Consider the following 22,355-nt stretch of genomic DNA (forward strand, 5'->3'; position numbering starts at 1 on the left):
AGTGAACAAGGCTCAGCCGCCCCTGCTCACGCCAACGCTGCGCCGACAGTCACTGGGTTTGGGGCTGTTGGCACTGCTGCTGTTCATCGCGGGCAGCTGGCACCAGGCGATTATCGGCTTCGACTCGCGCTTCGTGGTGTTTGCCCAGGAGATGCTGCGCCATGGGCCGAGCTTCTTTCCCACCACTTACGGCCAGCCGTATGCTGACTACCTGGCCACCTCGACCTTGCTGACCTGGCTGCTCTCCCTGCCTATCGGCCAGGTCACCAGCTTCACGGCCTGGCTGCCCAGCGCTGTGGCTTCGGCGTCCATCGTGGTGCTGGTCTACCGGCTCACCGCGCCGTACTCCGCGCGCTGGGGTCTTCTGAGCATTGCAATGTTGCTGCTCAGCAGCACCTTTATCAGCCAAACCCGCGCCGTCTCCCTGGACCAGATGCTCGCGGCCGTGACCCTGGCGGTGTTCTACCTGGGTTATGCCCATGAGCATTTTGCTGCGGCCAGACGCCTGCACTGGGTGTTTGCGCTGTTGATGCTGGGGTTTGCGATTCGTGGCCCAATCGGCCTGGTGATTCCTACCGGGGTGCTGTGCAGTTATTACCTGATCAACCGTCAATGGCGTCAGTTGTTCAGCTTCGGGTTGTTGGCGCTGGCCTTGCTGGCGGCGTGTATCGGCCTGCTGTTGCTGCTGGCCAAGCTCAGCGGTGGCGAAGACTTCATGCGTGAGGTGATTCGCATGCAGTTTCTGGGGCGCATGGATGGCAGCGAAGGCTCTGGCGGCGTGCTGTATTACTTCACCAGTTCCCTCGGCAACTACGCCCTGGCCTATCCGGTGGCGCTGCTGGTGCTGCTGGCCGTGATGAGCGGTGGCCGCCGAGCGCCGGACCCGGCGTTGAAGCTGGTGCTGTACTGCGCGGCAGCGGGTGTCTTGGTGATGCTTGGCTTGTCGGTGCCCCAGGCAAAAAAGGCGCGGTATATCCTGCCGATGCTGCCGATGGCGGCGATCATTGCCGCGTATCCGTTTCAGGTCGCCCAAGGCCGGCTGTTCAGCGGGTTGCGCGGCTTGATGCTGGTGCTGTGGACGTTGCTGCCGGCGCTGTTGGCGGTGGGCCTGATCGTTGCGCGACGGCGTTACCCGCAACTGCTGGCCGATCTCGGGCCGATGTTTGGCGTACTGGCAGTGCTGCAGGTACTGGCATTGCTGGCACTGTTCCAGGCTCGGCTGCGCCCGGTCGGTCCGGCATTCGCCGCAGTCATGGCACTCTGGACGACTTACATCATGGTGGTCGAACCCTTGGAGCGCAGCCTTTACGACACCCGTACGTTCACCCTGGCGGCCAAGGAGCAGATCCTGCAACAACCGGCGCCATTGGTCTTGCATGCGTTGGGCAAAGACGCAAAAGCCATCAAGTTCATGGTCAACTTCAATTGCGACAAGGTTCCGCTGTTTACCCAGTTGCCCATCGAGCTCCAGCCTGTTCAGGCGCCCGCCTGGCTGGTGATGAGCCAGGCCGACTTTAACAGCCTGACTGACCCACGCTTGCGTGCGCTCACGCCGACGCTCACCGGGGCGTTCGATATGACCCCCTACGTGTTGTTGCACCTGGAGAAAAAAGCACCTCTCTGAGTGTGTTTGCAGCCGTCAGGTAAGAAAAACGCCCGCTTATAAACCCCCTGGGCGTTTTTCATCATAATCACCGAGAAACCCCCTACAGTGCTTTGCGTAACGGCCGCTGAACTTCGCCTTCCGGAGCCCGGAGCCCAACTGTAGACTCGTTTGCAAGGGCATTAACTATTTACCACCCGTATCAAGGGCTGCCTGTAACAGCCCTGGTCAGGGAACCTGCATAACGACATAACAACAAGGAGGGCAATGCCGTGCGAGAGGATCGGTTATCTGTAGCCGCGCCGAGACTGGATCGGTTGAGGGGCTTACGTGACGCGCTGGTAGCGTTGAAGGGGCCGCTGGCCGACGAACCAGGCCTGCAGGCGAACCTGCAAAAACGCTTGTTCAACGAAGAAGTCGACAGCCTTGTACTGGGCAAGATTTGCACGCCCGCCTCCCATGATGCTGGCCGGATCTTTTTTGACGAAGCCCCTTAAGTACATAATTTTTGCATTCAACCCTCATTAATATGCATTGGCGCCGCTGCAACTCAGTTGGCACACTGTTCGGGTTCCTTCCCCCAATGTTGGAACTTTCAAGGGCTTTTCCGGGAAACCAGGCAGGCCTTTTTTTTCGCCCTCAGTTTCAGGACCCCTCTTCAATGCTCGCTCGCTGGTTACCTGCTGCCATCAATACCCGTCCTTCCGAATGGAGTCGCGCCGCTATCGGCATGGCCTTGGGCACGCTGCTCAGTGTCTGGGTGTGTGCCCAGGTGTTCGGCATGGAAGTCGCCCTGCACCTGCTTGGCCCGCTGGGGGCGTCGGCGGTGCTGCTGTTTGCCGTGTCGTCGGGGGCGCTGGCGCAACCCTGGTCGATCATGGGCAGCTATCTGTGTGCTGGCGTGGTGGCGTTGCTCGTGGCGCGAGTGTTGGGACGCACCCTGGGCAGCGCTTGCCTGGCGGCGGGCATGACGGTCGTGCTGATCTGCTGGCTGCGCTGCCTGCATCCCCCGGCCGGTGGCCTGGCCATGACGCTGGTACTGGCCGACCCTGCCTCCATCGCCCTCGGCTGGCACGAGCTGGCACCGGTCATGCTCGGCGCCGCTGCCCTGCTGGCGTGTGCGCTGGCCTACAACAATGCCACCCGCACGCGTTATCCCAAGGGGCAAGCCGAGCCGGTACCTGTCATGCTCGGCAGCGCGCCCGTGAACGACCCGGCCATCACCGCCGCCGACCTCAAATTGGCATTGGCCGACATGGAGCAGTTCTTCGACGTCGAGCCCACGGAGCTGGAGCAATTGATTCATGCCGCCGAAGGCCATGCGCGACGGCGCAGTATCGGCGAAGTCCTGGCCAGTCGCGTAGTTTGACCCGTTGTGCATAAATGCAACAACGACCTGCAGGATTCCGGGTTGTAGGCGGCAAATTTGCGCTGGTAGGATCACGCGATAGTTCGCCCGCGAACATCTTGATAAAGAACAATAAAAGCAGGGAGTTAGTGATGACTGCTCAGGTGTCCTCCGAAGCACGCCACACCGATATTCAGCAGGAAGCAGTACTGAGTGAGGTGCGTAACCATATCGGTTACCTCACCCTCAACCGCCCCGCCGGCTTGAATGCCATTACCCTGGACATGGTGCGTCTGTTGACGACGCAGCTGCAGGCCTGGGCCGATGATTCGCTTGTCTACGCCGTGGTGTTGCGCGGTGCCGGCGACAAGGCCTTCTGTGCCGGCGGCGATATCCGTTCCCTGTACGACAGTTTCAAGCGTGGCGACACCCTGCATGAAGACTTCTTCGTCGAGGAATACGCGCTCGACCTGTCCATCCACCATTACCCTAAACCCGTGCTGGCCTTGATGGACGGCTTCGTGCTCGGCGGTGGTATGGGGCTGGTACAGGGCGCCGACCTGCGCGTCGTGACCGAGCGCAGCCGCCTGGCGATGCCGGAAGTGGCCATCGGCTATTTTCCGGACGTGGGTGGCAGCTACTTCCTGCCGCGTGTCCCAGGCGAGCTGGGGATTTACCTCGGCGTCACCGGGGTGCAGATCCGTGCGGCGGACGCGCTGTACTGCGGCCTGGCCGATTGGTACCTCGACAGCGCCAAACTGACGGAGCTTGAGCACGCGCTCGACAGCCTGCAATGGCGCGATTCGCCCCTCAAGGACCTGCAAGGCGTGCTCGCCAGGCTCGCCGTACAACAACTGCCGGATGCGCCACTGGCGGCCTTGCGCCCGGCCATTGACCATTTCTTCGGCCTGCCGGACCTGCCGAGCATGGTCGAGCAGCTACAGCAAGTCACCGTCGCCGACAGCCACCACTGGGCGCTGACCACCGTCGCCCTGATGCAGACCCGCTCGCCACTGGCCATGGCCGTCACCCTGCAGATGCTGCGCCGTGGGCGCCACCTGCCGCTGGAACAGTGCTTTGCCCTGGAGCTGCATCTGGACCGCCAGTGGTTCGCACGCGGCGATCTGATCGAAGGGGTTCGCGCGTTGATCATCGATAAAGACAAGAACCCGCAGTGGAACCCGCCCACCCTGCAAGGGCTGGACGCCGACCATGTCGACAGCTTCTTTCGCGACTTCACGCAGATTGAGAAATAAGCCATGCAAGATCTTGAATACACTGAAGAACAAGTGATGATCCGCGACATGGCGCGTGACTTTGCCCGTGGCGAAATCGCACCCCATGCCCAGGCCTGGGAAAAGGCCGGCTGGATCGACGACGCGCTGGTGGCCAAGATGGGCGAGCTGGGCCTGCTCGGCATGGTGGTGCCGGAAGAATGGGGCGGCACCTACGTGGATTACGTCGCCTATGCCCTTGCCGTGGAGGAAATTTCCGCCGGGGATGGCGCCACGGGCGCACTGATGAGTATCCATAATTCAGTGGGTTGCGGCCCACTCCTCAACTACGGCACAGAGGCGCAGAAACACACTTGGCTGGCCGCGCTCGCCAGCGGCCAGGCCATCGGTTGCTTCTGCCTGACCGAGCCCCAGGCCGGTTCTGAAGCCCATAACCTGCGCACCCGCGCCGAACTGCGCGACGGCCAGTGGGTGATCAACGGCGCCAAGCAGTTTGTCAGCAATGGCAAGCGCGCGAAGTTGGCCATTGTGTTTGCCGTGACCGACCCGGAGCTGGGCAAGAAAGGCCTTTCGGCGTTCCTGGTCCCCACGGATACGCCGGGCTTCGTGGTCGACCGCACCGAACACAAGATGGGCATTCGCGCATCGGACACCTGCGCCGTCACCCTCAACCAATGCACCGTGCCCGAAGCCAACCTGCTGGGCGAGCGCGGCAAGGGCCTGGCCATCGCCCTGTCCAACCTGGAGGGCGGCCGTATCGGCATCGCCGCCCAGGCCCTGGGCATCGCACGTGCCGCCTTTGAAGCGGCGCTGACCTATGCCCGTGATCGGGTGCAGTTCGACAAGGCAATCATTGAACACCAGAGCGTGGCCAACCTGCTGGCCGACATGCAAACCCAACTGAACGCCGCACGCCTGCTGATCCTGCACGCCGCACGCCTGCGCAGCGCCGGTAAGCCGTGCCTGTCGGAAGCGTCCCAGGCCAAGCTGTTCGCCTCGGAAATGGCCGAAAGAGTCTGCTCGAAGGCGATGCAGATTCACGGCGGGTATGGGTATCTGGAAGACTATCCGGTGGAGCGTTACTACCGGGATGCACGGATCACACAGATTTATGAAGGCACCAGCGAAATTCAGCGGATGGTGATTGCCAGGGAGTTGAAGAATTATCAGCTCTGACTGACACACCATAAGTAACTGATTGATCGTTCCCACGCTCTGCGTGGGAATGCCACCTGGGACGCTCCGCGTCCCGCTAATGATGGCCACGGGTGACGCAGAGCGTCACGGGCTGAGTTCCCACGCGGAGCGTGGGAACGATCTTGACTCTCCACAGCTACTTGTCTTTGAACTCCGGTGCGCGCTTGGCCACGAACGCTGCCATCCCTTCCTTCTGATCCTGGGTCGCGAACGCCGCATGAAACACGCGGCGCTCAAAACGCACGCCTTCGGACAGGCTCACTTCAAACGCGCGGTTCACGCTTTCCTTGACCATCATGCTGATCGGCACTGATTTGCCCGCGATCAGGGTGGCCACTTTCAAGGCTTCGTCCAGCAGCTCGTCAGCAGGCACGATGCGCGCAACGATGCCGCAACGTTCGGCTTCTACCGCGTCGATAAAGCGCCCGGTCAGGCACATTTCCATGGCCTTCGCCTTGCCCACCGCACGGGTAAGCCGCTGAGTACCGCCCATGCCCGGCAGCACGCCCAGGTTGATCTCCGGCTGACCGAACTTGGCGCTGTCACCGGCCAGGATGAAGTCGCACATCAGCGCCAGCTCGCAGCCACCACCGAGGGCGAAGCCGTTCACGGCGGCTATGATCGGCTTGCGGCGGTTGGCCACGCGGTCGCTGTCGCTGAACAGGTCGTCCAGGTAGATCTGCGGGTAGGTCAGCTCAGCCATTTCCTTGATGTCGGCGCCGGCGGCGAAGGCTTTCTTCGAGCCGGTCAGCACGATGCAGCCGATTTCCGGATTGGCTTCCAGGCCATCCAGCGCCTGGTTCAACTCGCTGACCAATTGGGCGTTCAAGGCGTTCAGCGCCTGCGGGCGGTTAAGGGTAATCAGCCCGACGCGGCCTTGGACTTCGAGCAAAATGGTTTCATAACTCATGTATCGGCTCCTTAAAGATTGCGTGAGATGACCATGCGCTGGATATCGCTGGTGCCTTCGTAAATCTGGCAGACCCGCACATCGCGGTAGATCCGCTCCAGCGGGAAGTCGCTCAGGTAACCGTAACCGCCCAGGGTTTGCAAGGCGGCCGAACAGACTTTCTCGGCCATTTCCGAGGCGAACAGCTTGGCCATCGACGCCTCGACCAAGGCCGGTTTGCCGCTGTCACGCAGGGCTGCCGCGTAATGGACCATCTGCCGGGCGACGGCAATTTGCGTGGCCATGTCGGCCAGGCGAAAGGCCACGGCCTGGTGTTCGATCAGCGCCTTGCCGAAGGTCTCACGCTCGCGGGCGTAGTCGCGGGCCGCTTCAAAGGCGGCGCGGGCCATGCCCACCGATTGCGCGGCAATGCCCACGCGCCCGCCTTCGAGGTTGGCCAGGGCGATCCTGTAGCCCTCGCCCTCCTCGCCCAGGCGGTTGGCGACCGGCACCTTCACGTCTTCAAACAGGATCTGACAGGTATCCGATGCATGTTGCCCCAGCTTGTCCTCGACCCGCGCCACGGTATAGCCCGGCGAGTCGGTGGGAACGATAAACGCAGTGATGCCGCGCTTGCCCGCCGCCGGGTCAGTGACCGCAAACACAATCACCACACCGGCGTTTTGCCCGGAAGTGATGAATTGTTTGCAGCCGTTGAGCACGTAATGATCACCGTCAAGACGTGCGCGGGTTTTAAGGCTGCTGGCGTCGGAACCGGCCTGGGGTTCGGTCAATGCAAAGGCGCCAAGCATCGCCCCGCTGGCCAAGGGTTTGAGGAACTGGTCTTTCTGCTGGTCATTGCCAAATTTGAGGATCGGCACGCAACCCACCGAGTTGTGCACGCTCATGATGGTCGAGCAGGCCCCGTCGCCGGCGGCGATTTCTTCCAGGGCCATGGCGTAGGCCAGGTAACCCGTGTCGCAGCCGCCCCATTGTTCCGGTACCAGCATGCCGAAAAAGCCCAGTTCGGCCATTTCACCGATGGCCTCCCTGGGAAAGCGATGCTCGCGGTCCCATTCGGCGGCGAACGGTTTCAGACGCTCCTGGGCAAACTGCCGGGCCGCGTCGCTGATTTGCAGTTGTTCGTCATTAGGCAGCATGGTCAGTCCTTAATACAGGCATTCAACGGCCATGGCCGTGGCTTCACCACCGCCGATGCAGATGGCGGCGACCCCGCGCTTGAGGCCTTTCTGGCGCAGGGCCGAGAGCAAGGTCACCAGGATGCGCGCGCCCGAGGCGCCGATCGGGTGGCCCAGGGCGCAGGCGCCGCCGTGCACGTTGACCTTGCTGTGGGGAATCTCCAGTTTGCTCATGGTCACCAGGCTGACCACTGCGAACGCCTCGTTGATCTCGAACAGGTCGACATCCGCCACGTTCCAGCCGGTTTTGCTCATCAACTTACGGATCGCGCCGACAGGCGCCACCGGAAACAGCCCCGGCTCATCGGCGAACGCCGCATGCCCATGAATCACCGCCAACGGCTTGAGGCCGCGTTGCCGTGCATCGGACTCACGCATCAACAGCAGCGCCGCTGCCCCGTCGGAGATCGAGCTGGAATTAGCTGCGGTCACCGTGCCGCCTTCGCGGAACGCCGGTTTGAGGCTGGCGATCTTGTCCAGCTTGGCCTTGGGCGGCTGTTCGTCGTGCAGGATGGTTTTTTGCTCTTTGCCGACGGTGACCTGGACCGGGACTATTTCGGCGGCAAAACTGCCGTGGGTGATGGCTTCCTGCGCACGCGTCAGGGAGGCAATCGCAAAGGCGTCCTGGGCTTGTCGGCTAAAACCGTTGTGCTCGGCGCAATCTTCAGCAAAGGTGCCCATCAGGCGCCCCTTGTCGTAGGCGTCTTCCAGGCCGTCGAGGAACATGTGGTCGAGCACCTTGCCGTGGCCCATGCGATAACCGCTGCGGGCGCGGTCGAGCAGGTACGGTGCGTTGGACATGCTCTCCATGCCGCCGGCAATCACCACGTCGACGCTGCCGGCGCGCAACGCGTCGTGGGCCAGAATTGTCGCCTGCATGCCGGAACCGCACATCTTGTTGAGGGTGGTGCAGCGGGTGGCTTTGTCCAGCCCGGCACCCAGCGCTGCCTGGCGTGCCGGCGCCTGGCCGAGGCCGGCGGGCAGCACGCAGCCAAACAACACCTCATCGACGGCGTCGCTGGCGATACCGGCGCGCTCCACGGCCGCACGAATCGCGGCGGCGCCCAGTTGCGGCGCGGTCAGGCCCTTGAGGTCGCCCTGGAACCCGCCCATGGGCGTGCGCACGGCGCTGACGATAACGATAGGATCGTTCATGAAGAGAGCTCCTTACTTGGCAGCCATACGCAAGGCACCGTCAAGACGGATCACCTCGCCATTGAGCATGCTGTTTTCAATGATATGCCGCACCAGGGCTGCATATTCGGCGGGTTTGCCCAGGCGCGGCGGGAACGGCACGCCGGCGGCAAGGGAATCGCGGACTTCCGGGGTCATGCCGGCCATCATCGGGGTTTCGAAAATGCCGGGAGCGATGGTCATCACCCGGATACCGAAACGGGCCAACTCCCGTGCGGCCGGCAGGGTGAGGCTGGCAATCGCGCCTTTGGAGGCGGCATATGCGGCTTGACCGATCTGCCCGTCGAACGCCGCCACCGAAGCGGTATTGATGATCACACCGCGCTCGCCATCGGCATCCGCGGGTGTGTCAGCGATAGCCGCTGCAGCCAGGCGCAGCAGGTTGAAGCTGCCGATCAGGTTGACGTTGATCACCTGGGCGAAGCTGGCCAGGGCGTGCGGGCCGTTTTTGCCGAGGATTTTCTCACCGCGCACCACACCGGCGCAGTTGATCAAACCATGCAACCCGCCAAAGGCGGCAACGGCGGCCTGCACAGCCGCTTCGGCAGCGGCTTCCTGGCTGATATCTGCCACGGCGCTGCGGGCGTTATCGCCAAGCTGCCGGGCATTGGCGGCGACGGCATCGGCGTTGAGGTCTACCAGCATGACCTTGGCACCCGCTGCAACCAGCATGTCGGCAGTGGCCGCACCGAGGCCCGAAGCGCCGCCGCTGACCACAAATACCTTGTTTTCAATCTGCATCATGGTTTCCTTTTCAACGGATCACGCCACGGCCGCCTGGGCCTTGGCGATTTCCTGATTACGCAAAATAAAGCGTTGCAGCTTGCCGCTGGGGGTCTTGGGCAAGTCGCTGACGAATTCGATTTCTCGCGGGTACGCATGGGCCGCCAGGCGCTGGCGCACATGCAGGCGCAATTCTTCAGCGAGTTCCGAGGTGGCGCGGTACTGTTCGTTGATCACCACGAAGGCTTTCACCAGTTCGGTGCGCTCTGGGCAGGGCTTGCCGACCACGGCGGCTTCGACCACGGCCGGGTGTTCGACCAGGGCGCTTTCCACGTCGAACGGCCCCACGCGGTAGCCTGAGGTGGTAATCACGTCATCACTGCGCCCGACAAAACTGATGCTGCCGTCCGGGTTGAGCTCCACGGTGTCGCCACTGAGGTAGTACTTGCCGACAAAGGCTTTGGTGTTGACGCCTTCATACCCGGCGAACCAGCACATCGGCGATTGCTCGCGGTCGATGGCGAGAATGCCGGGCTGACCGGCAGGCAGTTCCTGGTGATTGTCATCCAGTACCACGATGCGATGCCCAGGCGAGGCGAACCCGGCCGAGCCGACGTGTACCGGATGCGCCAGGCCATGGTGATTGCACAGCACCATGCCCAATTCGGTCTGCCCGTAGTGATCGTGGATGGTCACGCCGAGGTTGTCGGCGAACCAGCGGATCACCTCGGGGTTCAGGGGCTCGCCGGCGCTGCTGACGATGCGCAGCTTGCCCTTGATCGAGCGAGCGAACGGCTCGCCGCCGGCAATCAACAGTCGATACGCGGTGGGCGAACCGGTGAGGTTGGTAATGCCGTATTTGTTGATGATCCGGCAGGTGCTTTCCACACTGAAAGGGCCATCGTAGAAGGTGATCGGATGCCCCAGGGACAGCGGCCCGGTCACGCCGAAGTAGATGCCATAGGCCCAGCCCGGATCGGCCACGTTCCAGAACGCGTCTTCGGGGCGCAGGTCCGCCGCGTCGCGGGTGTAGTTCTGGAACGCGACAATCGCCTTGAGCGGTACCGACAGGGCTTTGGACGGGCCGGTGGTGCCCGAGGTGAACATCAGCAGGAAGGGCTCGTCGCCCCCCAGCAGCACCGGCTCGCAGACGTTCGAGTGGTTGGGCAGTTCGGCCCAGAAACTGAAATCGCCGCGTACCAGGCCTTCGCCCTTGGCCCCGCTGACCGTCACGATGGTGGGGCAGCCGTCCACGTCGGTGAGCTTGGGCCGGTTCACGGCATCGGTGACGACCAGCGCGGCGCCGGAACTGTTCAGGCGATGCTCGATCGCCTTGGGCCCGAACGCCGTAAACAACGGTTGATAGACCGCGCCGATGCGCCAGGTGGCGAACACCACCACCAGCAGTTCGGCCGTGCGCGGCAACAAGCCGGCGACCTTGTCGCCGCGCTTGACGCCCTGGGCCAGCAGGAAATTGGCGAAGCGTGAGGCCTGGTCCTGCAGCTCGCTGAAGGTGACCGTGGCGCTGCGCCCGTCCCTGCCCTCCCAGAACAGCGCAATACGCCCAGGCAATGCGTGACGGTCACAGCATTCCACACAGGCGTTGAGCGCCTGCAGGTTGCCGGCCAGGGCGGCGTCGACGGTGTGCTGGTAATCGAACTCGGTGGTGGCGGCCAGGTAATCACGCATCGCTTCAGTTCCTTGTGTGTTTTTTGTTTTAAGGACACTTTCCAGGCGGTCAATCGCCCTCAAATAGTCGCTCTGCAGCGGCGCTACGAGCAATGGTCAAAGCCTCCAACATGGCTGACCGGTTTGGCCAATCGGGTTTGACACTCGCCCTGCACTGGCCGAAGCTTGAGGCTTTGTACCTGTACCCTGCCTTCGGACGCCTGCATGTCAAAGTCACGCCGTTACGCCATCGTCGGCCTGTGCGCCCTGTTGTCGATTTTGTTGATCACCTGGTTCTTCTCCCGCGCAACACCGGTGGCCGTGCCTCCGGCGATTGCCCATGGTTATGCCAAAGCCTTGAAGCAGGCGCGCAACGGTGAGCCGGGCGCGGCGCGGGTGTTGTATCAACAGCTGGGGCGGCCGGACCTTTCACCTGAGCGCCGCGCCGCGCTGCATGCCGAATTGCCCAACTACCCCAGCCCCCAGGCGTTGAAGCTGGCAGACAAAGACCTGGCCGATGAGTCGCCCCTGGTGCGTGAAGCCGCGATCCACAGCATTGTCGGCCTGGTGCCTTCCGGCCAGCGCACCTTGCTGCTCGGCCCGGTGCTGGATGACCCCGAGCAGCCGGTGCGCTTTGCCGCCGCCAACGCCCTGCTCGGCCTGTCGCCGGACACCCTGGGCCTGTACTTCGGCCCGCTGCAGCAAGTGCTCGACGAATTCGCCAACACCCTCAAGGCCCAGCCCGAAACCGCCGAAGGCTGGATCCAACTGGCGCGCCTGTATATCCACAGCGCCCTGCTGCCGGAGGCGCAAAACGCCCTGCAGCAGGCCATGCGCCTGCAACCGGACAACCTGCAAGCGGTGGTGGCGCAGATCGAGCTGCTGGATAAACAGGGCAAAACCGACGAATCGCGCCAGCTGCTCGCGCAGCAATTGGCGGCGCACCCGGAATCGGCTTACCTGCAACACGCCCTGGGCATGTGGCTGCTGCACCATGGCGAGCGCCCCTATGCCTTGCTCGGCCTGTCCAAGGCGGTGGAGCTTGAACCGGACAATCAGGACTACCGCTACGACCTGGCTACCACGCTGCACGACCAGGACGAACTCGAAGCCGCCCAGCGCCAGTTGGAAGACATCGTGCAGCGCCACCCGGCCAATCGAAAAGCGCGGGTGTTGCTGGTCAATTATTGGAAAGAGAGCGGCCAGTTGCAGAATGTCCAGGTGCTGCTGGCACAGCTTGAGCAACAGAACCCGGATGACCCTGCGCTGCAGCAAGGCCTGTGATCGCGCGCAAATAAAGGTGCAAAAGTGGCTGCGCTTCGCACAAATAATCCAAAACGTTGAACCGCCACAGGTCGACACGGTCAAGTGAATATGGCGCGCCACAGCGGCGCGCACCCAACTTGTACGTGACCTGAGGGCACTTCTTGTCTACATCTAATTCGCTTTTAAGTGAAAAGGCAGCCACTGGTATCGAAGGTCTTGATGACATTCTTTCCGGGGGGCTATCGCGCAGCCACTTGTTCCTGCTGGAAGGCGAGCCGGGCACGGGTAAAACCACCGTCGCGCTGCACTTTCTGCAGGCGGGAGCGAAAGACGGTGAAAAATCGCTGTATATCACCTTGTCCGAAACCGAACATGAGCTGCGCCAAGGCGCCAAGTCCCATGGTTGGGACCTGGACGACAACATCCATATCTTCGAATTGACTCCGCCGGAAAGCCTGCTCAACGCCGAGCACCAGCAGAGCCTGCTGTACTCCTCGGACCTTGAGCTGGGCGAAGCCACGCGGCAGATTTTCGAGGTGGTGGAACGGGTCAAGCCGACCCGCGTAGTGGTCGACAGCCTGTCGGAGATCCGCCTGTTGGCGCAGAGCTCCCTGCGCTATCGCCGGCAGATCCTGGCGATCAAGCATTATTTCGTGCGGTATGACGCCACGGTACTGCTGCTCGATGACCTGACCACCGAATCCCTCGACAAAACCGTTCACAGTGTGGCCCATGGCGTGATTCGCCTGGAAGAACTGACACCCAGCTACGGTGCCGAACGCCGCCGGGTGCGGGTAGTGAAATACCGCGGCCAGAAATACCGTGGCGGCTTTCATGATTTCACCATCATGGGCGACGGTGTACATGTGTTCCCGCGCCTGGTGGCCGCCGAACATCGCGGTGGGTATACACGCCAGACCAAGAGCAGCGGCATCCCCGAACTCGATGCGCTGATGGGCGGCGGCGTCGAAACAGGTTCCAGCAGCCTGATCCTGGGCCCGGCCGGCACCGGCAAATCGCTGATTTCAATGGTCTTCGCCGCCGCCGCCGTACAGCGTGGCGAAAAGGCCGCGCTGTTTATCTTTGACGAAGAGATGGGTTTGCTGTTTGAGCGCATGCATAACATGGGTATCGATCTGGCTGCGATGCAGGCCACCGGCAACTTGTTGATCGAACAGGTTGACGCGGCCGAGCTGTCTCCTGGGGAATTCTCCCACCGAGTACGGCGTTGCGTGGACGAAGGCGGCATCAAAACCGTGGTCATCGACAGTATCAACGGCTACCAGGCGGCCATGCCGGAAGAGAACGCGCTGATCCTGCACATGCACGAACTGCTGCTGTACCTGAACCGGCGCGGTGCCGCAACGTTCATGACCGTGGCCCAGCATGGCCTGGTCGGCGATATGCAGACCCCCGTGGATATCACCTACCTGGCCGATACCGTGATCCTGCTGCGTTACTTCGAGGCATTGGGCAAGGTTCGTCGGGCCATTTCGGTGATCAAGAAACGCACCGGTAGCCATGAGTCGACGATTCGCGAGTACCGCATCAGCGGTCGCGGCATGACCGTTGGCGAACCCCTGGATAATTTCCAGGGTGTGCTACGCGGCATTCCGATCTACATGGGCGCCGGCTCGCCTCTGCTCAAGGAAGAGTAAGTGTGACGCCCCTTTCCTCAGTCTTTGAACGGGCCATTATTCTTGCGCCTGTGGGCCGCGACAGCTCGTTGGCGCTGATGATGCTCAAAGAGGCCGGCTACCATGGCTTGGTTGCCGGCAGCCTGGCCGACTTGTGCGAAGCACTGCACGAGGGCGCCGGCGTGCTGATCATTGCCGCCGAAGCCTTGCGCGGCGTGGACATGGAGCCGCTACTGGAGTACCTGCACCAGCAGCCGGCCTGGTCGGACCTGCCCATTGTGCTGATGACCCATCACGGCGGCAGCGAGCAAAATGGCTCGTCGCACCTGAGCGGGCTACTGGGCAATGTCACTTTCCTTGAGCGCCCCTTCCACCCCGTGACCCTGATCAGCCTGGTCAGTACCGCCCTGCGTGGGCGGCGCCGGCAATACGAAGCCCGGGACCGCTTGATCGACCTGAGCGCCAGTGAACTGCGCCTGCAACGCACCCTGGAAACCCTCGAACAGCAAGTGGAAGAACGTACCGCGCAATTGCGCAGCAATGAAGAAGCCCTGCGCCAGTCGCAGAAAATGGAAGCCGTCGGCCAGTTGACCGGTGGTATCGCCCATGACTTCAACAACATGCTGACCGGCATCATCGGCAGCCTGGAACTGCTGCGCCGGCGTGTGGCGCGGGGCAAGCTGGACGATCTGGACAGTTTGATCGACCTGGGCGTCACCTCGGCCAACCGCGCCGCTGGCCTCACCCATCGCCTGCTGGCGTTTTCGCGCAGGCAGTCGCTGGACCCGAAACCGGTGGAGATCAATAAGCTGGTGACCTCCATGGGCGAACTGCTGGAACGCAGTATCAATGAAAGTATCTGCCTGCAAATGCGCCTGAGCGACACCCTGTGGACGGCCGAAGCCGACCCGAATCAATTGGAAAGCGCCCTGCTCAACCTGGTGATCAATGCGCGTGACGCGATGCCCAGCGGCGGCAGCCTCACCGTGGAAACCACCAACCGTCACCTCGACAGTGTATTCACGGCCGCCTATGGCACCTTGAGCCCTGGTGACTACGTCGAGTTGAGTGTCAGTGACACCGGCTGCGGCATTCCAGAGAGTGTCATGGGCCGAGTGTTCGACCCCTTCTTCACCACCAAGCCGATCGGCCAGGGCACGGGCCTGGGGCTGTCGATGATCTATGGGTTTGCCCGTCAATCCCGGGGGCATGTCACGCTGCACAGCGAAGTGGACAAGGGCACCACCGTCAGTTTGTTCCTGCCGCGCTTTGTCGGGGAAATGGTTGAGGATGCCGCAGTGAATCCGGCCTTGTTGCCGTTCGCCAATGACGGAGAGACCGTCCTGATCGTTGAAGACGACCCGGCGGTGCGGGTGCTGGTGAGCGCGGTGCTCAAAGAATTGGGATACGCCTTTGTCGAAGCCGGTGACGCCAGCACGGCGGTACCGATCATCGAATCCGATCAGCGTATCGACCTGTTGATCAGCGACGTTGGCCTGCCTGGCATGAACGGCCGGCAATTGGCGGAAATCGGTCGACAAATCCGCCCTGACCTCAAAGTACTGTTCATCACCGGTTATGCCGAACATGCAGCGGTGCGTGGCGGGTTTCTTGACCCTGGCATGCAGCTGATCACCAAGCCGTTCACGTTCGACCTGCTGACCGAGAAGGTACGCGAGATGATCAGGGACTAGGGCTGCACGGCAGCCCTGGAAGACGTCAGGCCAACAGGCGCTGGATATGCTCGTGCAGCGTATCCAGGTCAAACGGCTTGGCCAGGATCGGCGCGTTGCGCGTGATCGGGCTGTCGCAGTCGAGAATTTCCTGCGGATAACCGCTGATAAAGATCACTTTCAACTCCGGGCGCACCTTGAGCGCCGGTTCGGCGATCTGCACGCCGGAAATGCCGCCGGGTAGGCGGTAGTCGGTGACCATCAGGTCCAGGTGCGGTTTGGTCGCGAGGATTTCAAACGCCTCTTTTCCATTGACCGCCTTCAACACCCGATAACCCAGGCCCGCCAGGTATTCACCCAGCACAAACATAATGGATTCGTCGTCTTCGACGATCAGTACGACATCTTGCGCATCTTCACTCATGGGAAGCCTTTGTTCGGTCAATTGCTGGTGTTACGACCATGGGGTTACGTAGAGGTTGCGTCCAGGTGACGATTGATTTCATGCCGTCGCCTGGAGCGGCAGGCACACCCGGAACAGCGCGCCCTCGCCTATCTGGCTTTCGACCTCAATGGTCCCGCCGTGGGCCGCGACGATCTGTTCGGAAATGAACAGTCCCAGGCCCAGGCCGGCCGCCGCATGGTTGACGGAAACCCGCTCGAACTGCTGAAAAATGCGCTTCTGGTTCTCTTCACTGATACCAATGCCGTGGTCACGCACTTCCACGCGCGCTTCGCCGTGTTCGCTGTAAACCCGCACTTCGACCGGGCTCTTGGCGCCGTAGCGCAGGGCGTTGGTCAACAGGTTGGTGACCACCTGCTCGATGCGGAACTCATCCCAAAGGCCTTCCACCGGCTCGTCGGCAACCAGCTGCATCGACGATTCGGCGGCCGCGACCTGCGGCTCGAAGTTATGCACCAGGTTGCGCACCAGTTGCGCCAGGTCAAAGCGCGCCGGGCGTATGGACAGTTTGCCGGTGCGGATGCGCGACACGTCGAGCATGTCCTCGATCAGGCGGATCAGGCTTTTGATCTGGCGCTCATCGCGGTCGACCATCGCGTGCATCTTGTCCAGGGTGAACGCCGCAGCGTTGTCGCGGGCCAGGTGCATCTTGCGCAATTGGGTTTCCAGGATCAGCCCGTTGAGCGGCGTGCGCACTTCATGGGCGACGATCGACATGAAGTCATCGCGCATGCGCACGGCCTGCTCCAGCTCGGCCTGGGTGGCCTGCAGGCGCGTGAGCAGCAGCTCCTGCTCGCGGCGGCTGCGCTCCAGGGCTTCGACCTGCAGCTTCATCGCCTTGCTCTGCCGATACAGGTCAACGAATACATTGACCTTGCTCTTTACCGCGTGGATATCCAGCGGTTTGTGCAGGAAGTCCACCGCGCCGCTTTCATAGCCCTTGAAGGCGTAATTGAGTTCGCGGCCGGCGGCGCTGACGAACACGATCGGGATGTTTTTGGTCTTTTCGGTGCCGCGCATCAGTTCGGCCAGTTCGAAACCGTTCATGCCAGGCATCTGCACGTCGAGGATCGCCATGGCGAATTCATGTTCCAGCAACAGGGACAACGCCTCGTCGGCACTCAATGCCTTGAATACCTGGCGGTCTTCACGCTTGATCAACGCTTCGAGGGCCAGCAGGTTTTCCGGCAGATCGTCGACGATCAGCAGTTTGGCCTGGACAGTACTTAACATGGGGAAGGTTCCAGGGAAGCCAGCAATGAGCCAATCTGGCTCAAGGAAAGAATATGGTCGGGTGTGTGCAACGCCAGGGCCGCCAGGGGCATCACGGCAATCCGGGCTTCAGCGGGGTCCTGTACAACGGTGATGCCGCCCGATTGCTTGACGTGGGCCAGACCGCGCGCGCCGTCCTGGTTGGCGCCGGTCAGCAGGATCGCCAGCAGGCCTCGCCCGTAGGCATCGGCGGCCGAGGCGAAGAGAAAATCGATGGCGGGCCGGGAATGGTGCACGCGGTCTTCCTGGCTCAGGGACAGGCTGCGGTCGAGTTCCACCGACAAATGATAGCCGGGGCCGGCGAAATACAAGGTGCCCGCCTCGATCGACTCCTTGTCCCGCGCCTCCTTGACCGGAATGCGCAAGCGCCGCGCAAAGACCTCCGCCAACTGGCTGCGACGTTCATCCGGCAGGTGCAGCACGGCAACGATCGGCAGGCCGAACGTATTCGGCAGCCGGCCAAAAATACTCAGCAACGCCTCCACGCCGCCGGCGGAGGCGCCGACGACGATGGCTTCAAGCCCGATAATCGGGGAGATTGCAGCGTCGCTCATAATTTGCGGTAGATCCGTTCCTGTTTGACCAAGGGTTCGAATTGCTTGCTGTAGGCGGAAAAATCCAGGGTTTCCTTGCTGCCCAGTACCAGGAAGCCGCGATGGCACAGCGACTCATGAAACAACCCAAACGCTCTGTCTTGCAACTTTTTGTTGAAATAAATCAACACGTTGCGGCATGAAATTAATTGAGTTTCTGAGAATACGCTGTCGGTCGCCAGGCTATGGTCGGCGAACGTGACGTTCTCGCGCAGCGTCTTGTCGAAGATCGCGTTATCGTAAGCTGCGGTGTAGTAGTCGGCAAATGAGCGTTGGCCGCCGGCCTGCTGGTAATTGGCCGTGTAGGCGCGCACGTTCTCCAGGGAGAAGATGCCTTGCTTGGCTTTGTCCAGCGATGCCGGGTTGATGTCGGTGGCGTAGATGATGGTGCGCTCGAGCAAGCCTTCTTCGCGCAGCAGGATCGCCATGGAGTACACCTCCTCGCCCGTGCTGCAGCCGGCGATCCAGATCTTGATCGACGGGTAGGTCTTGAGCAGCGGCACCACTTCCCGGCGAATCGCGAGAAAGTGCGAGGGGTCGCGAAACATCTCGCTCACGGGGATCGTCAGGAACTGCAGCAACTGCATGAACGCGGCCGGGTCGTGCAGCACCCGCTCCTGCAGCGCGGAAATGGTCGCGCAGTCGAACTGGCGCAAGGCGTGGGCCACCCGCCGTTTGACCGACGCACCGGAGTAGTCGCGAAAGTCGTAGCTGTACTTGAGGTAAATCGCCTCGATCAACAGGCGCAGCTCAATGTCGCTGCTTTTGTCCAAAAAACTTCGCTCCACTTAAATGCGTTCCATCTTTGGTAGCCATACGCGAATCAACGAAAACAGCCGGTCCAGATCAATCGGTTTGGCCAGGTAGTCGTTGGAACCTGCCGCCAGGCAACGCTCCTGGTCGTCCTTCATGGCCTTGGCCGTCACGGCGATGATCGGCAGCTTCTTCCAGCGCGGGTCCTGGCGGATCAGGGCGGTGGCTTCGTAACCGTCCATCTCCGGCATCATCACGTCCATCAGTACCAGATCGATATCCTCGACCTCATTGAGCTTGTCGATGGCTTCGCGGCCGTTGCGCCCGATCACCACCACGGCGCCTTTGTGCTCCAGGGCGCTGGTCAGGGCAAAGATATTGCGCACGTCGTCGTCCACCAGCAGGATCTTGCGCCCTTCGAACACCTTGTCGCGGCTGCGCGCGGTCTTGAGCATCTTCTGGCGGTCATGGGACAACTGCGATTCGACTTTGTGCAGAAAGAGTGTGACTTCATCGAGCAGGCGCTCCGGAGAACGGGCGCCCTTGATGATGATCGAGCGCGAATACTTGCGCAGTTCGGCCTCTTCGTCGCGGGTCAGGTTACGCCCGGTGTAGACGATCACCGGCGGGAACGAGCAGATATCCTCGGTGGCCATGCGCTTGAGCAGCTCGTTGCCAAGCATGTCCGGCAGCTTGAGGTCGATGATCATGCAGTCGTAGACATTGGTGCGCAGCAGGTCCAGTGCAGCCTGGGCGTAGCCGACATCGGTGATTTCAATGTCATCGTCGCCGATCAAGCGGGCAATGCTGTCGCGCTGCAGGTCGTCATCCTCGACCAGCAGCACGCGCTTGACCTTTTGCGTCAGCTTGGCTTCCAGGCGCGCGAACACGTCCTTGAGCTCTTCACGGGTGGTGGGCTTCACCGCGTAACCGATGGCGCCCATGTGCATGGCGGCTTCGACGCGGTCTTCCACGGAAATCACATGCACCGGAATGTGCCGGGTATTGGCGTGCGCCTTGAGACGCTGCAGCACCGTCAGCCCGGAGTGGTCCGGCAGGCGCATGTCGAGCAGGATCGCGTCGGGGATGAATTCCTCGGCCAGGCTGTAGCCTTCGTCAGCACCGTGGGCCACCAGGCAGTTGTAGCCAAGCTCATGGGCCAGGTCGAAGAGGATGCGCGCAAAGTTCGGCTCATCTTCCACCACCAGGATGCAGCGAGTGGTGAATGGCCCTTTGTCACGGTCGTCGGCAAAGCGCGGGATCGGCTCGGCATCGGCAACTGGCAACGTCGCAACCTTTACGGGCGCGGGAGCCGGTACCGCTACGGCCTGGCGCGGGGCCTCGATCGGCGCGGCGTCTTCGGCGCGTTCAACATACTGTTCCGGCAATACCAGCGTGAAAATGCTGCCCTTGCCCGGCTCGCTGGCCACGCTGATGTAGCCGCCCAGCAAGTTAGCCAGGTCACGGGAAATGGACAGGCCCAGGCCGGTACCGCCGTAACGGCGATTGGTGGTGCCATCGGCCTGGCGGAAGGCTTCGAAGATGCTTTCCTGCTGATCCTGGGCGATACCGATGCCCGAGTCGCGCACCGTAAAGGCAATGCCCTCGCCCGGCGCACGGGACACCGTCAGGCTGACGTCGCCCTGCTCGGTGAACTTGATGGCGTTGGACAGCAGGTTCTTGAGGATCTGCTCCAGGCGTTGGCGATCGGTGAACAGCAAGGCCGGTGCGCCTTCCTGCAGGTCGATCTGAAAGCCCAGATGGCGATCCTTGGCCAGCGGCTCAAACATGCCGCGCAGGCCATCCACCAGACGCTCGACGCTGGAATTTTCCGGGCGCACTTCCAACTTGCCGGCTTCTACCTTGGAAATATCCAGGATGTCGTTGATCAGGTTGAGCAGGTCATTGCCGGCCGAATAGATCGACTCGGCAAACTTGACCTGTTCGGCACTGAGGTTTTCCTGGGGGTTCTCGGCCAGCAACTTGGCCAGGATCAACGAACTGTTCAGCGGCGTGCGCAGCTCGTGGGACATGTTGGCGAGGAACTCGGACTTGTACTTGCTGGAGCGTTGCAGCTCATCGGCGCGGTCTTCGAGTTCCAGCTGCACCCGGTTGAGTTCGATGTTCTTGCGGTCCATGGCATCGCGCTGGTCAGCCAGGGTCTGGGTCTGTTCGGCCAGCTGTTCGTTGGTCTGCTCAAGCTCCGCTTGCTGGGTTTCCAGGTGCGCCTGGGACTCCTTGAGGATGCGTGACTGTTCTTCCAGCTCCTCGTTGGCGGTTTTGAGTTCTTCCTGCTGCACTTGCAGCTCTTCGTTGAGCTGCTGGGTTTCAGCGAGTACTTCCTGCAAACGCTGGCGATAACGCGCGGCTTCGATGGACGTACCGATATTGCCCGCGATCAGCTCCAGCAATTCGACATCGCGTTCTTCCAGCGGGCGCAGGAAGCCCAGCTCGATCACGCCATTGACGCGGTCGTCATCGCTGGTCGGCACCACCAGTACGCTGCGGGCCGCGCCCTCGCCCAGCCCCGAACTGACCTTGAAATAATCCACCGGCACGTCGTCCAGGCGGATCAGGCGATCGAGCTGGGCGGCTTGCCCCACAATGCCTTCGTCGCTGTAGATCGCTTGTTCCAGCTGCGCCTGTTCGCGGGAGAAGCCGTAGGTGGCCACGCGCTTGAGCCCGCCGTGTTCTTCGCGCACATACAACGCTCCAACGGCCGAGCCCATGTATTGGGCAAAGAACTGCAGGATATTGCGGCCCAACAGGTTCAGGGTCAGCTGGCCGAGCACCTGTTCGGCCAGTTCAGTTTGGCCGTTGCGCAGCCAGGCCTGCTGCTCCAGGCGCTTGGCGATCTTCTTTTGTGACGCGAGGCTTGCGCTGTAACTGTTTGAAAGTTCGACCAGGTTTTTTCGGCCGACATACGCCAGAAACCCACTGAGCCCGAGTACGAACACCAGGTACAGGGTGACGCTGAGCACCGTGGTGCGGGTGACCTCTTCATTGCGGGTGATACGGAACTGCTGCTCCATCGCCACCGCGTCGTCGTACTCCTTGCGAATCTCATCGGTCAGGCGCTTGCCCCGGCCCGCCTTCACCGCACCGCGGAAGTCGCCGCTGTCGCGCTGCAATTCAATCATCGACTGCGCGTAGTTGTTCCACTCTGCCTGCAACGCTTCAAGACGCTTGAGGCGGTCGACCTGCTGCGGGTTGTCGGCCACCAATTGCTGCAAATTGCGCAGGTCGGCAATGATTCGCGGCTTGGCCACCTCGTAAGGGTCGAGGAAATGTTCGTCACCGGTAATCAGGAAGCCGCGCATGCCGGTTTCCAGGTCGACCGTCAGTTTGGACGACTCATTGAGGTTGTTGATGACCCGGTCGGTGTGCTCCACCCACTGAATCACCGACAGCAAGTAAGTGATCAGGAAAACGAAAAACACCGCACTGAGCACACCCACGCCCAATGGCAGGGCCACGTTGCGGCTCAGGAGTTTACGGAAGCTCTTTTCATCAACTGACGACGCGGGAGTCATGGGCATGCCTTGGCCAAGTGCGGAAAAACCGCGAGTTTGCCCCAAAGTGACGATCAAGACCATTTTTCTGAAGTGATTTGGTACAGATTCCTACGATAGAACAGGCTAT

General features: G+C 61.7%; 18 protein-coding genes. 8 read left to right on the forward strand and 10 right to left on the reverse strand.

Annotated elements, in window-relative coordinates; translation table 11 throughout:
* Window position 1 precedes the first annotated feature (1 nt).
* The 5 genes from C4J87_RS12900 to C4J87_RS12920 all read left to right on the forward strand — a co-directional run bounded on the left by C4J87_RS12900 (window position 2) and on the right by C4J87_RS12920 (window position 5,362).
* Entirely contained in the window at window positions 2-1,624 is a 1,623-nt protein-coding gene (locus C4J87_RS12900; protein WP_124367100.1) for a glycosyltransferase family 39 protein, read from the forward strand.
* 296 nt (window positions 1,625-1,920) lie between these two features.
* Window positions 1,921-2,100, forward strand: coding sequence for a hypothetical protein (locus tag C4J87_RS26380; RefSeq protein WP_124367101.1), 180 nt, complete (start codon window positions 1,921-1,923; stop codon window positions 2,098-2,100).
* A 164-nt stretch (window positions 2,101-2,264) separates the two neighbouring features.
* On the forward strand, window positions 2,265-2,972 hold the full coding sequence (locus C4J87_RS12910) for an HPP family protein (RefSeq protein WP_124367102.1): 708 nt from the start codon (window positions 2,265-2,267) through the stop codon (window positions 2,970-2,972).
* A gap of 131 nt (window positions 2,973-3,103) precedes the next feature.
* The gene (locus C4J87_RS12915; RefSeq protein WP_124367103.1) at window positions 3,104-4,207 is read left to right on the forward strand and encodes an enoyl-CoA hydratase/isomerase family protein; all 1,104 of its coding nucleotides are present in this window, start codon (window positions 3,104-3,106) and stop codon (window positions 4,205-4,207) included.
* Window positions 4,208-4,210: 3 nt separating this feature from the next.
* Window positions 4,211-5,362 (forward strand): acyl-CoA dehydrogenase family protein, encoded by a 1,152-nt coding sequence (locus tag C4J87_RS12920; protein WP_124367104.1) that lies wholly within the window; start codon window positions 4,211-4,213, stop codon window positions 5,360-5,362.
* Window positions 5,363-5,519: 157 nt separating this feature from the next.
* Here C4J87_RS12920 and C4J87_RS12925 read toward each other — a convergent pair whose 3' ends face one another.
* From C4J87_RS12925 to C4J87_RS12945, 5 genes are read right to left on the reverse strand one after another with little or no spacing between them, the layout of a single operon-like run.
* Window positions 5,520-6,293 carry an enoyl-CoA hydratase gene (locus tag C4J87_RS12925; RefSeq protein ID WP_092243611.1) on the reverse strand — a complete coding sequence of 258 codons (774 nt, stop codon included), beginning with the start codon at window positions 6,291-6,293 and terminating at the stop codon, window positions 5,520-5,522.
* A gap of 11 nt (window positions 6,294-6,304) precedes the next feature.
* A complete protein-coding gene (locus C4J87_RS12930) occupies window positions 6,305-7,432 on the reverse strand; it encodes an acyl-CoA dehydrogenase (RefSeq protein ID WP_124367105.1) in 1,128 nt (375 codons plus the stop codon).
* A 9-nt stretch (window positions 7,433-7,441) separates the two neighbouring features.
* Window positions 7,442-8,626, reverse strand: coding sequence for an acetyl-CoA C-acyltransferase (locus C4J87_RS12935; RefSeq protein WP_124367106.1), 1,185 nt, complete (start codon window positions 8,624-8,626; stop codon window positions 7,442-7,444).
* Between the two features lie 12 nt (window positions 8,627-8,638).
* Window positions 8,639-9,406, reverse strand: a complete 768-nt coding sequence (locus C4J87_RS12940) for an SDR family NAD(P)-dependent oxidoreductase (protein WP_124367107.1) — start codon at window positions 9,404-9,406, stop codon at window positions 8,639-8,641.
* 21 nt (window positions 9,407-9,427) lie between these two features.
* Entirely contained in the window at window positions 9,428-11,077 is a 1,650-nt protein-coding gene (locus C4J87_RS12945; protein WP_124367108.1) for an AMP-binding protein, read from the reverse strand.
* A gap of 204 nt (window positions 11,078-11,281) precedes the next feature.
* Between C4J87_RS12945 and C4J87_RS12950 the strand changes: the two genes are divergently transcribed.
* The 3 genes from C4J87_RS12950 (at window position 11,282) to C4J87_RS12960 (ending at window position 15,653) form a co-directional block, all read left to right on the forward strand.
* Window positions 11,282-12,340 (forward strand): HEAT repeat domain-containing protein, encoded by a 1,059-nt coding sequence (locus C4J87_RS12950; protein ID WP_124367109.1) that lies wholly within the window; start codon window positions 11,282-11,284, stop codon window positions 12,338-12,340.
* A 143-nt stretch (window positions 12,341-12,483) separates the two neighbouring features.
* Window positions 12,484-13,980 (forward strand): ATPase domain-containing protein, encoded by a 1,497-nt coding sequence (locus C4J87_RS12955; RefSeq protein WP_124367110.1) that lies wholly within the window; start codon window positions 12,484-12,486, stop codon window positions 13,978-13,980.
* Between the two features lie 2 nt (window positions 13,981-13,982).
* A complete protein-coding gene (locus C4J87_RS12960; RefSeq protein ID WP_124367111.1) occupies window positions 13,983-15,653 on the forward strand; it encodes an ATP-binding protein in 1,671 nt (556 codons plus the stop codon).
* A gap of 25 nt (window positions 15,654-15,678) precedes the next feature.
* On the opposite strand, the gene C4J87_RS12965 is transcribed toward C4J87_RS12960, so the two are convergent.
* The 5 genes from C4J87_RS12965 to C4J87_RS12985 form a co-directional block, all read right to left on the reverse strand.
* Entirely contained in the window at window positions 15,679-16,056 is a 378-nt protein-coding gene (locus tag C4J87_RS12965; RefSeq protein WP_124367112.1) for a response regulator, read from the reverse strand.
* Window positions 16,057-16,134: 78 nt separating this feature from the next.
* A complete protein-coding gene (locus tag C4J87_RS12970) occupies window positions 16,135-17,328 on the reverse strand; it encodes a hybrid sensor histidine kinase/response regulator (RefSeq protein ID WP_124367113.1) in 1,194 nt (397 codons plus the stop codon).
* Window positions 17,322-17,921: a chemotaxis protein CheB gene (locus C4J87_RS12975; protein WP_124367114.1), complete on the reverse strand. Its 600-nt coding sequence runs from the start codon at window positions 17,919-17,921 to the stop codon at window positions 17,322-17,324. The genes C4J87_RS12970 and C4J87_RS12975 overlap by 7 nt, the downstream gene beginning before the upstream one ends.
* On the reverse strand, window positions 17,918-18,748 hold the full coding sequence (locus C4J87_RS12980; RefSeq protein ID WP_372237478.1) for a protein-glutamate O-methyltransferase CheR: 831 nt from the start codon (window positions 18,746-18,748) through the stop codon (window positions 17,918-17,920). The genes C4J87_RS12975 and C4J87_RS12980 overlap by 4 nt, the downstream gene beginning before the upstream one ends.
* A complete protein-coding gene (locus C4J87_RS12985) occupies window positions 18,749-22,246 on the reverse strand; it encodes a response regulator (protein WP_124367115.1) in 3,498 nt (1,165 codons plus the stop codon).
* Between the last annotated feature and the right edge of the window lie 109 nt (window positions 22,247-22,355).

The sequence above is a fragment of the Pseudomonas sp. R1-43-08 genome, assembly GCF_003852255.1.
Classification (GTDB): domain Bacteria; phylum Pseudomonadota; class Gammaproteobacteria; order Pseudomonadales; family Pseudomonadaceae; genus Aquipseudomonas.

Coding starts and splice junctions, on each gene's coding strand:
- C4J87_RS12940 (WP_124367107.1), bottom strand. CDS start 9,406: ATGCAGATTGAAAACAAGGTATTTGTGGTCAGCGGCGGCGCTTCGGGC.
- C4J87_RS12965 (WP_124367112.1), bottom strand. CDS start 16,056: ATGAGTGAAGATGCGCAAGATGTCGTACTGATCGTCGAAGACGACGAA.
- C4J87_RS12920 (WP_124367104.1), top strand. CDS start 4,211: ATGCAAGATCTTGAATACACTGAAGAACAAGTGATGATCCGCGACATG.
- C4J87_RS12915 (WP_124367103.1), top strand. CDS start 3,104: ATGACTGCTCAGGTGTCCTCCGAAGCACGCCACACCGATATTCAGCAG.
- C4J87_RS12945 (WP_124367108.1), bottom strand. CDS start 11,077: ATGCGTGATTACCTGGCCGCCACCACCGAGTTCGATTACCAGCACACC.
- C4J87_RS12985 (WP_124367115.1), bottom strand. CDS start 22,246: ATGACTCCCGCGTCGTCAGTTGATGAAAAGAGCTTCCGTAAACTCCTG.
- C4J87_RS12970 (WP_124367113.1), bottom strand. CDS start 17,328: ATGTTAAGTACTGTCCAGGCCAAACTGCTGATCGTCGACGATCTGCCG.
- C4J87_RS12935 (WP_124367106.1), bottom strand. CDS start 8,626: ATGAACGATCCTATCGTTATCGTCAGCGCCGTGCGCACGCCCATGGGC.
- C4J87_RS12930 (WP_124367105.1), bottom strand. CDS start 7,432: ATGCTGCCTAATGACGAACAACTGCAAATCAGCGACGCGGCCCGGCAG.
- C4J87_RS12925 (WP_092243611.1), bottom strand. CDS start 6,293: ATGAGTTATGAAACCATTTTGCTCGAAGTCCAAGGCCGCGTCGGGCTG.
- C4J87_RS12975 (WP_124367114.1), bottom strand. CDS start 17,921: ATGAGCGACGCTGCAATCTCCCCGATTATCGGGCTTGAAGCCATCGTC.
- C4J87_RS12910 (WP_124367102.1), top strand. CDS start 2,265: ATGCTCGCTCGCTGGTTACCTGCTGCCATCAATACCCGTCCTTCCGAA.
- C4J87_RS12950 (WP_124367109.1), top strand. CDS start 11,282: ATGTCAAAGTCACGCCGTTACGCCATCGTCGGCCTGTGCGCCCTGTTG.